The sequence below is a fragment of the Arthrobacter sp. NPDC080086 genome (genome assembly GCF_040702285.1).
Genome location: NZ_JBFBKP010000100.1, coordinates 1 through 13,244 on the forward strand (window position 1 = coordinate 1; position 13,244 = coordinate 13,244).

Here is a 13,244-nt window from a genome sequence, read left to right on the forward strand (position 1 = left end):
GGTCCGGCCGACGCCGGTGATCAGGGCAAGCAGCGCGCCCAGGCACGCCGCGGCGGAGCCGAACTGCACCACCGGCGCGAAGCCGTGCAGCGGCGAGGCGGCGACGGCGTCCAGCAGCGGCGCCGTCGAGCGGGCCAGCTGCCCGGCCGGAAGCTGCCACTGCAGCAGCGCGGCGAGGCCGAGGTAGATCACGAACGCGCCGCCCAGCGCGCCGAGGATGGCACGCGGAATGGTCGTGGCGGGATCCTTGACCTCCTCGCCCAGGGTCGCGATCCGGGCGTACCCGGCGAACGCGAAGAAGATCAGCCCCGCCGCGGGTAGCACTCCCCAGGCGGAGTCGTCCCCGAGGCCCCCGCCGGCGTCGATGACCGTGAAGCCGCCGGCGTGCGGCCCGGCGGCCGCCGCGACGGCAACCAGCGCCAGGGTGGCCAGCACAACTGCCAGCAGGATCTTGGTCACCAGGGCGGTGCGGGTGATGCCCAGCAGGTTCACGCCGGTCAGGACGACGACGGCGGCCACCGCCAGCGGCGTCGCGAGTCCCGGCGCCACGTAGTGCCCGAAGGTCAGGGCCATCGCCGCGCAGGACGCCGTCTTCCCGGTCACGAACCCCCAGCCGGCCAAGAAGCCCGGCCATTCACCCAGCCGCTGCCGGCCGTACACATAGGTGCCGCCGCTGGACGGGTACCGGGCCGCCAGCTGGGCAGAGGCCACCGCGTTGCAGTAGGCCACCACACCGGCCACCGCAACCGCCACGAGCAGCCAGGGACCGGCCAGGGCCGCGGCCGGGGAGAAGACGACGAAGACGCCGGCGCCGAGCATCGACCCCAGCCCGATCGCCGTCGAATCGACCACGCCCAGCCGGCGCTGCAGCGGGGCGGGTCCGGGGATTGCTTGCGCCATGGCGGGGGTGGCCTCTCCAACGGGTAAACTCGGACGGGACCGTTCCCGTAGCGGTCCCATTTAATACCACCCTGTTTTCCTTCTGAAAGGCGAGCTGTGCTGCGCACACACGACCTCGGATCCCTTCGCTCCGAGCACATTGGACAAACCGTAACCCTCGCCGGCTGGGTCGGCCGGCGTCGTGACCACGGTGGTGTCGCATTCGTGGACCTGCGCGACGCGTCCGGCGTCGCCCAGGTCGTCGTCCGTGAGGAAGAGGTCTTCCACGGCCTGCGCAACGAGTACGTCCTGCAGGTTACGGGCACCGTTTCCCAGCGCCCCGAGGGCAATGAGAACCCGGCGCTGGCCACCGGCGAGATCGAGGTCATTGCCGAGACGGTCACCGTCCTGAACACCTCCGAGCCGCTGCCGTTCCAGATCGACGAGCACGTCGAGGTCGGCGAGGAAGCCCGCCTGAAGCACCGCTACCTGGACCTCCGCCGCCCCGGCCCCGCCCGGAACCTGCGCCTGCGCTCCGAAGCGAACCGGGTGGCCCGCGAGCTGCTGCACGGTGAAGGCTTCGTGGAGATCGAAACTCCGACGCTGACCCGTTCGACGCCTGAAGGCGCCCGCGACTTCGTGGTCCCCGCCCGCCTGGCGCCCGGCTCCTGGTACGCGCTGCCGCAGTCGCCGCAGCTGTTCAAGCAGCTGCTGCAGGTCGGTGGCTTCGAGAAGTATTACCAGATCGCCCGCTGCTACCGTGACGAGGACTTCCGCGCGGACCGGCAGCCGGAATTCACCCAGCTGGACATCGAGGCCAGCTTCGTCGAGCAGGAAGACATCATCAGCCTCGGCGAGGGCATCGTGAAGGCGCTCTGGAAGCTGATCGACGTCGAGATCCCGACGCCCATCCAGCGCATCACCTACAACGACGCGATGGCCCGTTACGGCTCGGACAAGCCGGACCTGCGCTTCGGCCAGGAGCTCACCGAACTGACCGAGTTCTTCAAGGACACCAGCTTCGGCGTCTTCAAGGCCCCCTACGTCGGCGCGGTCGTCATGCCCGGCGGGGCCTCCCAGCCGCGCCGCACCCTGGACGGCTGGCAGGAATGGGCCAAGCAGCGCGGCGCCAAGGGCCTGGCCTACGTCCTGTTCAAGGAAGACGGCGAGCTGGCAGGCCCGGTGGCCAAGAACCTCAACGAGACCGAGCGCGCCGGCCTGGCCGACGCCGTCGGCGCCAAGCCGGGCGACTGCATCTTCTTCGCCGCCGGCGAGAAGACCCCGTCCCGGGCACTGCTCGGCGCGGCCCGCGTGGAGATCGGCCACCGCACCGGCCTGATCAACCCGGCCGACTGGGCCTTCTGCTGGGTGGTCGACGCCCCGATGTTCGAGCCGGCCGCGGCCGCCGTCGCCTCCGGTGACGTCGCCGTCGGCGGCGGCCAGTGGACCGCCGTGCACCACGCGTTCACCTCGCCCAAGCCCGAATTCATGGACACCTTCGACACCGACCCGGAGACGGCGCTGGCCTACGCCTACGACATCGTCTGCAACGGCAACGAAATCGGCGGCGGCTCGATCCGTATCCACCAGGGCGACGTGCAGGAGCGCGTCTTCAAGGTCATGGGCCTCTCGCACGAGGACGCGCAGGAGAAGTTCGGCTTCCTGCTCGAGGGCTTCAAGTTCGGCGCGCCCCCGCACGGCGGCATCGCGTTCGGCTGGGACCGCGTGGTGGCTCTGCTATCCGGCGTGGAGTCCATCCGCGACGTCATCGCCTTCCCGAAGACCGGCAACGGCTACGACCCGCTGACCGCCGCGCCGGCGCCGATCACGGCCCAGCAGCGCAAGGAGGCCGGGGTCGACTTCAAGCCCGAGGCCAAGAAGGTCGAGGCCCCGAAGAGCGACAGCGCCAAGTAGCTTGTTAGGTGCTGGCAGCAGCGGTTTCCCGGGACACCGGGGAGCCGCTGCTGCTTTTTCAGTGGACTGAGGGCTGGCAGTGATGCCGCCGGGAGGAGACCGTTGATGCCGGAGCTATTGCCGCGGCTCGAGCGGCTGATGGACGCCGCGTGGCCGGCCGCCCAACGGGACGAGGCCGACGGCTGGGTGTTGCGCGCCGCCTCCGGCGTGACCCAGCGGGCCAATTCCGTCTGGCCCCGTGAGCCGGGGGAGGACCCGGAGGCGCTGCGCCGGAGCCTGGCCGAGGCGCGGCGCTGGTACCGTGAGCGCCGCCTGCCGTTGATCTTCCAGGTGTTTGAGGGGCCCGGGTATGCGCCGCTGAACGCCGTCCTGGACGCCGAGGGCTTCACCCGGCAGTCCGAGACGCTGATCCTGACCCGCGAGCATAGTGGCACTGCGGGCGACGGAGGTTCGGAGGCTGCTGCGGCGTCGGAGGTGGAGGTGTTGGACCACGCCTCGGAGGAATGGTTGCGGCTCTGGTGGAGCGTCGACGGCAGGGGCGGGGTGGAGAACCTGCCGGTGGCCCGGGCGATCCTGGAGGGCTGCCCGTCGCTGTACGCGCTGGTGCGGGACGAGCACGGGGAGCCCGCGGCCGTCGGACGCCTGGCGCTGCCCGCCGACGACCCCGACGCGGCCACGGCGGCCGGGATCTACGGGATGGCCACCAGGCCGGATGCCCGGCGCAGCGGCTATGCCGGGCGGGTGCTGCGGACCCTCCTGCGCGAGGCGGAGGCCCGGGGCCGACGGGAGTGCTGGCTGCTGGTGACGGCGGCCAACACCGGCGCGCGGGAACTCTACGCCCGGGCCGGGTTCTCCGTGGCCGGCAGCTACCTTTACCGTCAGGACCGCCCCCGCCGCGCCCCGACCGGCTGCTGAGTTCCAGCCGAGCAGTACGCGGCCACGGTCCGTTTCGACGGTTCCCTGCGCACTAGACGGTCAGCAGCATCGATTCGGCAGGGAACCGTCGAAGCGGGCGCGGGACGGGGAGCAGGAGGCGCTGGAGGGTGGGGCGAGCATCCGCGGCGGGGTACCTACGACGGCGGGTCGGTGACCTGGATCCGCACGGCACACGTGTCGGCGGCGGCCTTCTTCAGCACGGCCGCCCGCGGATCCGGAACATCCAGCAAGGCCAGCCGGGCCAGCGGAGCGTAGCGCTTCAGGACCGGCTCGGCGAGTACCAGGTCCGCTAGGGTCCGGTCGCCGCCGGGAACCAGGTACTCGATGCGGTGCTCGGCGAAGATCCGGGCCGCGTGTGCCGCAACTGCCTCCACCAGGGCGTCGGCCTGGTTGGACCGGCGCCGGGCGAAGCGCTGCTGCGACCAGCCGCCGGCGGCCGTGCGCGACTGCACGTGCCGGGTGCCGGTCTTCGAGGCCAGCACCCGTCCCTCCGCAACGACGGCCACCGAATAACCGCCGCGGCGCACCAGCACCAGGCCCAGCTGCCGGGGTTGCGCTGCCAGACTCGCCAGCCGGGTCAGCGCGTCGTCGCCGCGGCCCGGGCGCCCGTCCGCCGGCCACGGTGCCTGCAGGAGCGCCTCGGCACCGTCGGCGGCGCGCAGGAGCAACCCGTCGTCGGTGTCGAATTCCTCAAGATGTCCGTGACTGGCCGCGAAGCGCTCCACCCAGCCGGCCAGCCGCTCCCCGGGGACGCGGGCCACGCGGGACTCGGGGCTGGGCATGGCGGATCTCCCTTGGAAGCGGTCGGGCGGGGTGCGTAAGGTCGGCCGGCGGCCGTGCGGGGACCGTCCGGAACTAGAAGTAGCCTATCTATGTGGATGATCTCTTTGGTGCAGGGCAGGACAAGGCGTCCGCGAACAACGACCCCGACGCCGACGACTTCGGCGATGAGTCCGGCGACGGCGACTCCGCGCGCGGCCACTCGTCCCACGGCTCCGGCCGAGCCGCCCCGCGCAGTCCGCTGGCCGTCCGCATGCGTCCCCGGACCCTGGACGACGTCGTGGGCCAGCAGCACCTCCTGGGCCACGGCTCCCCGCTGCGGCAGCTCGCGGCCGGCAGCAACGCCACCGGACCGGCCGGCCCCAGCTCGCTGATCCTCTGGGGCCCTCCCGGCACCGGCAAGACCACCCTGGCCCACGTGATCGCCAAGGGCCCGGGGCGCAAATTCGTTGAGCTCTCCGCCATCACCGCGGGGGTCAAGGACGTCCGCCGCGTGATGGACGAGGCGCTGACCGCCCGGGACCTCTACAAGACCACCACGGTGCTGTTCCTGGACGAGATCCACCGCTTCAACAAGGCCCAGCAGGACGCGCTGCTGCCCGGCGTCGAGAACCGCTGGGTGGTCCTGGTGGCCGCCACCACGGAGAACCCGTCCTTCTCGGTGGTTTCGCCGTTGCTCTCGCGCTCCCTGCTGCTGACCCTCAAGCCCCTCACCGACGCGGACATCGAGGGCCTGCTGCTGCGCGCCGTCGAGGACCCCCGCGGCCTGGGCGGCTCGGTGTCCCTGGAGGGGGAGGCCCTGGGGCACCTCGTCCGGCTCTCCGGCGGCGACGCACGCCGTGCCCTGACCGCGCTGGAGGCGGCCGCCGGCGTCGCGTTCGGCGACGCGGACGACGTCGACGGCGCCCCGGCCGACGGCAAGCCCGTCAGTATCGAGCTCAAGCACACCGAACGCGCCCTGGACGTCGCCTCGGTCCGCTACGACCGCGCCGGGGACCAGCACTACGACGTCGCCAGCGCCTTCATCAAATCCATCCGTGGCTCCGACGTGGACGCATCCCTGCACTACCTGGCCCGGATGCTGGAGGCCGGCGAGGACCCCCGTTTCGTGGCCCGCCGCATCGTGATCTCCGCCGCGGAGGACGTGGGCATGGCCGACCCCACCGCCCTGCAGACCGCCGTCGCCGCCGCCCAAGCGGTGCAGCTGATCGGCATGCCGGAAGGGCGGATCATCCTGGCCGAGGCCGTGGTGCACCTGGCCACCGCGCCCAAGTCCAACGCCGCCTACCTCGGCATCAACCAGGCGATCGCCGATGTGCGGGCCGGGATGGGCAACGGCATCCCCGCGCACCTGCGCGACGCCCACTACCCGGGCTCCAAACAGCTGGGCCACGGCAAGGGGTACAAGTACGCCCACGACGCCCCGCACGCCGTCGCCACCCAGCAGTACCCGCCGGATGACCTGGTGGGCCGCAACTACTACCAGCCCACCGCCAACGGCGCCGAACGGGACATCTCCACCCGGCTGGAACGGCTGAGGAAGATCATCCGCGGCGGCTGAGCCGTGATAGTCTTGAACGTTGTCTGGCAAGGCACGGACGCATAATCCTCTGAACTCGCGGCAGTTTCGGCTGTCATGATGCTCTGCGGGTTGGCTCTGCGCCCAGTAGCAAAAGGCAGCGGTTGGCCGATGCTCTCCATCGTGGAGGCCAGTAACACTGACACACCGCAGATATTGGAAGGACACAAGTGGCTAACAACACTCGTGCTCGCCGTACCGCACGCCTCTCGCGCGCACTCGGCATTGCTCTGACCCCCAAGGCCGCCAAGTACATGGAGCGCCGCCCGTACGGCCCCGGTGAGCATGGCCGTGCCCGCAAGAAGCAGGACTCCGACTACGCCGTTCGGCTGCGTGAAAAGCAGCGTCTGCGCGCCCAGTACGGCATCCGTGAAGCCCAGATGACCCGTGCCTTCGAAGAAGCACGCCGCACCAAGGGCCTGACCGGTGAAAACCTGATCGAGCTGCTCGAAATGCGTCTCGACGCCCTCGTGCTGCGTGCCGGCTTCGCCCGCACGATCGCCCAGGCCCGCCAGATGGTTGTGCACCGCCACATCATGGTCGACGGCGTCCGCGTTGACCGCCCGTCGTTCCGCGTCGGCGAGGGCCAGCTGGTCCACGTCCACAGCCGCAGCGAAACCATGCCTCCGTTCCAGGTGGCAGCAGCAGGCGCGCACCGCGATGTCCTGCCGATGGTTCCCGCCTACCTGGACGTCAAGCTCGAGTCCCTGCAGGCACGCCTGGTTCGCCGCCCGAAGCGCTCCGAAATCCCCGTGACCTGCGAAGAGCAGCTCGTCGTGGAATTCTACGCACGCTAGATCCAACGCGAGACCTACAAAGAAGCCCGTGGCAAGCGCCGCGGGCTTCTTTGTAGGTAAGGTACTTGAGGGAGTCCGCGGCCACGCATTATGGCGGAGCGGCCCCGCAGTAATCCACGGAGTTTCAAGGAGATGAACGTCTATGACTGGTGGCGATATTGCCGGCCTGATCGCGGCCGGGGTGTTTGCACTCCTGGTCCTGCTGCTCGCCGTGCCGATCCTGAAGCTCGGGGGAGTGTTCGACGAGGTGCGCAGCACCATCCGCTCGCTCAGCGACGGCGCCACCCCGCTCATGGATGAGGTCACCGCCACCGTCTCCACCACCAACCAGCAGCTGAAGAAGGTTGACGGGATCGCCGCCAACGTCTCCGACGCCTCCGCGAACCTCTCCGCCCTGTCCTCCCTGGTCGCGGCCACCGTGGGTTCGCCGCTGATCAAGGTCGCCGCCTTCAGCTACGGCGTGCGCTCGGCGTTCTCCGCGCGCAAGAAGCCCTCCTCCGGCCGCCGCAGCCGCTGACCCGGCCCGCTCCCGCTGAAAGAAGCTGACATGAACAGGATTCTCTGGATGGGCATCGGCGTCGCCGTCGGCGTCATCGCCTTCCGTAAAATCACCCAGGCGCAGACCGCGCTGGGCCCCGAAGGCATGAACCGCGCCGTGGGCCGCCTGGCCGACAGCGTCTACGACTTCGCCGACGCCGTCCGCACCGGCATGCGCGACCGCGAGAGCGAACTGCGTTCAGCGCTGGGAGTAGACGACGCCGCCGCTCCCGCCCGGGACGCGCTGCGCCGCTAGGCCGCCCGCCACCCCCGAACCACCCGATGCCACCGGTGCGTCGCCACCTACGTTGTAAAGAATTATTGAAGGGTTAGTAACCAGGTTATGAAGTCGCAGGAGATCACCAAGCGCTGGATCGATTTTTTTGTCAGCAAGGGACACACCGCCGTGCCCTCCGCCTCCCTGGTCTCCAGCGACCCCTCCCTGCTGTTCACGGTGGCCGGCATGGTCCCGTTCATCCCGTACCTCACCGCCCGTGAGGAGCCGCCCTACCCGCGTGCCACCAGCATCCAGAAGTGCATCCGCACCGGCGACATCGAAGAGGTGGGCAAGACCGCCCGCCACGGCACCTTCTTCCAGATGTGCGGCAACTTCTCCTTCGGCGACTACTTCAAGGAAGACGCCATCAAGTTTGCCTGGGAGCTGCTGACCACCAGCGTCGACGACGGCGGCTACGGCCTGCCGCCGGAGCGCCTCTGGGTCACCGTCTACGAAGAGGACGACGAGGCCAAGGAACTCTGGCTGAAGAACACCGGCGTCCCGGCCGAGCGAATCCAGCGGATGGGCAAGTCGGACAACTACTGGTCCACCGGCCAGCCCGGCCCCGCCGGCCCCTGCTCAGAGATCTACTACGACCGCGGCCCCGCCTACGGCATCGAGGGCGGTCCGCTGGCCGACGAGACCCGCTACATCGAGATCTGGAACCTCGTCTTCATGCAGTACCAGATCGACAACGTCCGCTCCAAGGTGGACTTCGACATCACCGGCGAACTGCCCAAGAAGAACATCGACACCGGCCTCGGCATGGAGCGCCTCGCGATGATCCTGCAGGGCGTCGAGAACATGTACGAGACGGACCAGGTCCGTCCCGTCATCGACAAGGCCGCCGAGCTCTCCGGCAAGGCGTACACCTCCGCCGAAACCCCCGAGGACCCGCACCACACCGACGACGTCCGCATGCGCGTCGTCGCCGACCACATCCGGTCGGCCCTGATGCTGATCGCCGACGGCGTCACCCCCTCCAACGAGGGCCGCGGCTACGTGCTGCGCCGCCTGATCCGCCGCGCCGTCCGCTCCATGCGCCTGCTGGGCGTCGAGAAGGCCTGCCTGCCCGAGCTGCTCCCGGCCTCCCGCGACGCCATGAAGGGCGTCTACCCGATCGTGGAGACCGACTTCGACCGGATCAGCCGGATCGCCTACGCCGAGGAGAAGGCATTTCTGCGCACCATCGCCTCCGGCACCGCCCGGCTGGAGGACGCGGTCAAGGAATCCAAGTCCGCCGGCCGCCCGCTCTCCGGCGCCGACGCCTTCACCCTGCACGACACCTACGGCTTCCCGATCGACCTGACCCTGGAAATGGCCGAGGAGGCCGGCCTCAAGGTCGACGAGCCCGAGTTCCGCAAGCTCATGCTGGAACAGCGCCAGCGCGCCCAGGCCGACGCCAAGGGCAAGAAGGGCGCCTACGCGGACATGAGCGCCTTCCAGGAGCTTTTGACCGCGGGTGAGACCGTCTTCACCGGCTACACCGAGCTCGCCGGCGAGTCCACGGTCCGCGGCATCCTCGCCAACGGCCGCAAGGTGGGCCACGCCGCCACCGGCGAGGAGATTGAACTCGTCCTGGCCGAGACCCCGTTCTACGCCGAGGCCGGCGGCCAGGCCGCCGACACCGGTCTGATCACCGGCGACGGCTTCGTCGTCGAGGTCCTGGACGTGCAGCGCCCCATCAAGGGCCTCAGCGTCCACAAGGCGATCGTCCGCGAGGGTGAAATCGGCGCCGACGCCCGCGTCCTCGCCGCCGTCGACCGCGAACGCCGGCACGCAGCCGAGCAGGCACACACGGGCACGCACATCGTGCACGCCGCCCTGCACCAGATCCTCGGGCCGGAGGCGCTGCAGCGCGGCTCCTTCAACAAGGCCGGCTACCTCCGCTTCGACTTCTCCTGGGGCGAGGGCCTGAGCACGGCCACCCGCTCGGAGATCGAAGAGGTCGCCAACATCGCCATCCGCAACAACTACCAGGTTGAGACCAAGATCATGGGCCTGGCCGAGGCGAAGGCACTCGGCGCCATGGCGCTCTTCGGCGAGAACTACGGCAACGAGGTCCGCGTCGTGGAGATCGACGGCGCCTGGTCCCGCGAGCTCTGCGGCGGCACGCACGTGTCCAACACCTCACTCATCGGCAGCCTGTCGCTGCTGGGTGAGCAGTCCGTCGGCTCGGGCAACCGCCGCGTCGAGGCCTTCGTCGGCATGGACGCCTTCCGGCACTTGGCCGCCGAACGCGCCCTGGTCACCGAGCTCACCGACATGCTCAAGGTGCCCTCAGGCCTGCTCACCGAGCGCATCGCCGGCACCCTCGCCAAGCTCAAGGCCACCGAGAAGGAACTCGAGCGTCTCCGCAAGGAGCAGCTCACCGCCGCCGCCGCGCAACTGGTGGGCACCGCCAAGGACGCCTCGGGCGTCAAGGTCATCGCCCACGACGCCGGCCAGATCGGTGGCGCGGAAGACCTGCGCGGCCTGGCCCTGGACCTGCGCACCCGTCTCGGCTCCGACGCCGCGGCCGTCGCGGTGGCCGGCGTCAGCAACGACCGCCCGGTGATCCTGGTGGCCACCAATGAGGCCGCCCGTGAGGCCGGCGTCAAGGCCGGCGCGCTGGTCCGCCTGGCCGCCGGCATCCTCGGCGGTGGCGGCGGCGGCAAGGACGACGTCGCCCAGGGCGGCGGCACCGACGTTAGCAAGGTCGGGGCAGCCCTGACCGCCGTCGTCGACGCCATCACCAAGCGCTAAAGGCCGCGGATGGTTGACGCTATGGTGCCCGGCGGCTACCTCCGGGGCGTGAAGCTCGGGGTAGACGTCGGCACCGTGCGCGTGGGGGTGGCCGTGTGTGACCCTGACGGCATCCTCGCAACCCCGCTCCGGACGCTCAAGCGTGACGCCAAGAAAGCTTCCGACGTCAGGATCCTGGTCCGGGAGGCGCTGGAGCGGGACGTCGTGGAAATTTTTGTCGGCCTGCCCCGCACCATGAAGGGGGAGGAGCACGCCTCCGCGACAATGGCTTCCGACTATGCAAAGCTACTGGTCAGTACCCTGCGGGCGGCCGACGCCGACATTCCCGTCTGGCTGGTTGACGAGCGACTGAGCACCGTTTCAGCGCACCGGGACCTGCACCAAGCTGGCATGAGCAGCCGCGACCATCGTAAAGTGGTTGATCAGGTTGCGGCCGCAGGGATACTGCAACACGCAATCGATATGCAAAAGGCCAGGGGGACGGAAGTGGGTCGCCGCGTCAGCGCGGACCCGCAGCCGGGGCCGACCGGTGGCGGCGCTCAGGCCGCCCCGGACTTAAACGCGCATTCTGCACAACGCATTCTGCCCGAAATGGAAGGCTACAGTGAGCCCGGTCAACAATGACGAGTCCTCTGGTTTTGCCACTGGCGGCGCAGACCGCCCGCTGACGCGCAAGGAAATCCGGGCCCAGGAGAAGTTCCTGGCCACCCAGAACCACGAAGTCGTCCCGCCGCAGGCCTATGTCACGGGCCAGGAGGAGCAGGCCGCCCCCGAGGCGCCGTCCCATCAGGAACCCGCGCACGAACCGGTCCAGGAACCCGTGCACCAGGAGCCCGCATACGCCGAGCCCGTGCAGGAGGAACCGGTCCACGAAGCGCCGGTCCACGACGCGCACACCGACCAGGTGCCCGTGCACGAACCGGCCCAGCAGCCCGTCCATGTCGAGCCTGTGCCCGCCGAAGAGGCGCACCACGAGGCTGGCTACGCTGCCCCCGCCTTCGCAGAGGCCGCCCACGAGGAGCCGGCCCACGAGCTGCACGACGCGGCCCAGGAGCCCGTCCACGAATACGCCGGGGGTCTCTCCCGTGAGGAAACCCTCCGCCGTGCCGACGCCCTGCAGTACGGCCACCCCGCCGACGGCGCCGCGTACTACGACGAGCACCTCGACGACCACCATGAGGGCGCGGCCTACGCCGGGCACCCCCTCGAAGACCACCACGACGAAGAGGAGCACGGCCGCGACCTGATCGGCGCCGCGGGCATCCCCGTCGCCAAGGGCCCGTCCAAGAAGGTCCGGCGCCGCCGCCGCTTCCTGGCCCTGGTCCTGACCCTCGCCGTCTTCGTCGTCGCAATCGTCGTCGGCGCCCAGTTCATCAAGCCGCTGCTCGGCGGCAACACGGTTGCGGACTACCCGGGCCCCGGCACCGGCGAGGTCACCATCACCGTGCCGGCCGGCGCAGGCCCCAAGTCCGTGGCCGCGGACCTGCAGGCCAAGCAGGTCATCGCCAACCCGGACAACTTCGTCAAGGCCTTCGTGGCTGCCGGCGGAGCCCTCACCCCGGGCACCTTCAGCATGCGCAAGGAAATGAACAACACCGATGCCGTCAACATCCTGCTGAACAAGGGCAGCGGCAAGGTCATGTACTTCGCCCTCAGCGCCGGCATGCGCATCAACGAATCCCTGCAGGCCATCTCCGAAGGCACCGGCGTGCCGGTCCCCGAGCTCAAGGCGCTCAGCGACTCCCCGGCACAGTTCGGCGTTCCCGCGAAGGCCAAGAACCTTGAGGGCTTCCTGTTCCCCGGCGAATACCGCTTCCCGCTGGGCACCTCAGCCAAGGACGTCCTGACGAAACTGGTCGGCAGCACCCTGGACGAGCTGAAGGCCCAGGGCATCACCGACCCGGCCAAGCAGTACGACGTCCTGACCGTCGCCAGCATCGTCCAGGCCGAGGGCGGCCAGGCCGAGTACGGTGACGTCGCCGGCGCCATCTACAACCGCCTCAAGCCCAACAACACGGAGACCGGCGGCCTGATCCAGTCCGACGCCACAGTCACCTACGGCCTGGGCATCCGCAGCTTCCACATCGATGAGGCGCAGAAGGCGGACAAGTCGAACCCGTACAACACCTACGCCAACCAGGGCCTGCCCGCCGGTCCGATCGGCTCGCCGGGCAAGACCGCCATCGACGCCGCCGCCAAGCCGAAGACGAACGACTACCTCTACTGGGTGACGGTCAACCTGGACACCAAGGAGACCCTGTTCGCCAAGACGCTGGCGGAGCACAACGTCAACGTGGCTAAGTACAATGCCTGGTGCAGCGCCAACCCGAACCGTTGCGTGTGACCGGACGGGCGGCCGTCCTCGGCCACCCCATCGGGCATTCGAAGTCCCCGGCCTTGCACCGGGCCGCCTACGCGGCACTCGGCGTGGACATCGGCTACGAGGCGATCGATGTCACCGTCGACGCCCTGCCCGGGTTCCTGTCGACGGTCCGCGCTGAGGACAGTTGGCGGGGGCTCTCGGTGACGATGCCGCTGAAGGCCGCCATGGCCGCGGCCGTGGACGAGGTCCGCGGCGTGGGGGAGACCCTCGGCGTGGTCAACACCGTCGCACTCGAGCCCGGGCCCGCAGGTCCGCGCCTCGTCGGGTACAACACCGACGTCGCCGGCATCGTCAACGCCCTCCGCTACGCCGGCGCCCCGGATGCGCCGACCGCCGCCGTGCTGGGCGGGGGCGGAACCGCCGCGGCCGCCGTCGCCGCCCTGCGCGACCTCGGCACCGCTTCCGCCACGGTTTTCG

General features: G+C 69.8%; 11 protein-coding genes and 1 pseudogene. 10 read left to right on the plus strand and 2 right to left on the minus strand.

What is annotated here, in order from left to right:
• Positions 1-900 (minus strand): APC family permease (locus AB0305_RS20805; RefSeq protein WP_366173898.1); only part of this gene is annotated, 900 nt, incomplete at its 3' end.
• A gap of 96 nt (positions 901-996) precedes the next feature.
• On the opposite strand from AB0305_RS20805, the gene aspS reads away from it, so the two are divergent.
• Positions 997-2,793, plus strand: coding sequence for an aspartate--tRNA ligase (gene aspS, locus AB0305_RS20810; protein ID WP_364135476.1), 1,797 nt, complete (start codon positions 997-999; stop codon positions 2,791-2,793).
• Positions 2,794-2,898: 105 nt separating this feature from the next.
• Positions 2,899-3,708 (plus strand): GNAT family N-acetyltransferase, encoded by an 810-nt coding sequence (locus AB0305_RS20815; protein ID WP_364135479.1) that lies wholly within the window; start codon positions 2,899-2,901, stop codon positions 3,706-3,708.
• 155 nt (positions 3,709-3,863) lie between these two features.
• Here AB0305_RS20815 and AB0305_RS20820 read toward each other — a convergent pair whose 3' ends face one another.
• Positions 3,864-4,511 carry an acVLRF1 family peptidyl-tRNA hydrolase gene (locus AB0305_RS20820; protein WP_364135482.1) on the minus strand — a complete coding sequence of 216 codons (648 nt, stop codon included), beginning with the start codon at positions 4,509-4,511 and terminating at the stop codon, positions 3,864-3,866.
• Positions 4,512-4,603: 92 nt separating this feature from the next.
• Between AB0305_RS20820 and AB0305_RS20825 the strand changes: the two genes are divergently transcribed.
• From AB0305_RS20825 to AB0305_RS20860, 8 genes and pseudogenes are all read left to right on the plus strand, one after another.
• Positions 4,604-6,070 (plus strand): replication-associated recombination protein A, encoded by a 1,467-nt coding sequence (locus tag AB0305_RS20825; protein WP_364135485.1) that lies wholly within the window; start codon positions 4,604-4,606, stop codon positions 6,068-6,070.
• Positions 6,071-6,258: 188 nt separating this feature from the next.
• Positions 6,259-6,885 carry a 30S ribosomal protein S4 gene (rpsD, locus tag AB0305_RS20830; RefSeq protein ID WP_290257734.1) on the plus strand — a complete coding sequence of 209 codons (627 nt, stop codon included), beginning with the start codon at positions 6,259-6,261 and terminating at the stop codon, positions 6,883-6,885.
• A 142-nt stretch (positions 6,886-7,027) separates the two neighbouring features.
• Entirely contained in the window at positions 7,028-7,402 is a 375-nt protein-coding gene (locus AB0305_RS20835) for a DUF948 domain-containing protein (RefSeq protein WP_290257735.1), read from the plus strand.
• A 30-nt stretch (positions 7,403-7,432) separates the two neighbouring features.
• Positions 7,433-7,678, plus strand: a complete 246-nt coding sequence (locus AB0305_RS20840; RefSeq protein ID WP_290257736.1) for a DUF6167 family protein — start codon at positions 7,433-7,435, stop codon at positions 7,676-7,678.
• Between the two features lie 87 nt (positions 7,679-7,765).
• On the plus strand, positions 7,766-10,444 hold the full coding sequence (alaS, locus tag AB0305_RS20845; protein ID WP_364135489.1) for an alanine--tRNA ligase: 2,679 nt from the start codon (positions 7,766-7,768) through the stop codon (positions 10,442-10,444).
• A gap of 9 nt (positions 10,445-10,453) precedes the next feature.
• On the plus strand, positions 10,454-11,068 hold the full coding sequence (gene ruvX, locus AB0305_RS20850; RefSeq protein WP_364135492.1) for a Holliday junction resolvase RuvX: 615 nt from the start codon (positions 10,454-10,456) through the stop codon (positions 11,066-11,068).
• Positions 11,049-12,788, plus strand: a complete 1,740-nt coding sequence (mltG, locus tag AB0305_RS20855; RefSeq protein WP_364135495.1) for an endolytic transglycosylase MltG — start codon at positions 11,049-11,051, stop codon at positions 12,786-12,788. Before ruvX ends, mltG begins: the two co-directional genes overlap by 20 nt.
• Positions 12,785-13,244 (plus strand): annotated as a pseudogene (locus AB0305_RS20860) (shikimate dehydrogenase); the annotation flags it as partial. The gene mltG and the pseudogene AB0305_RS20860, both read left to right, overlap by 4 nt.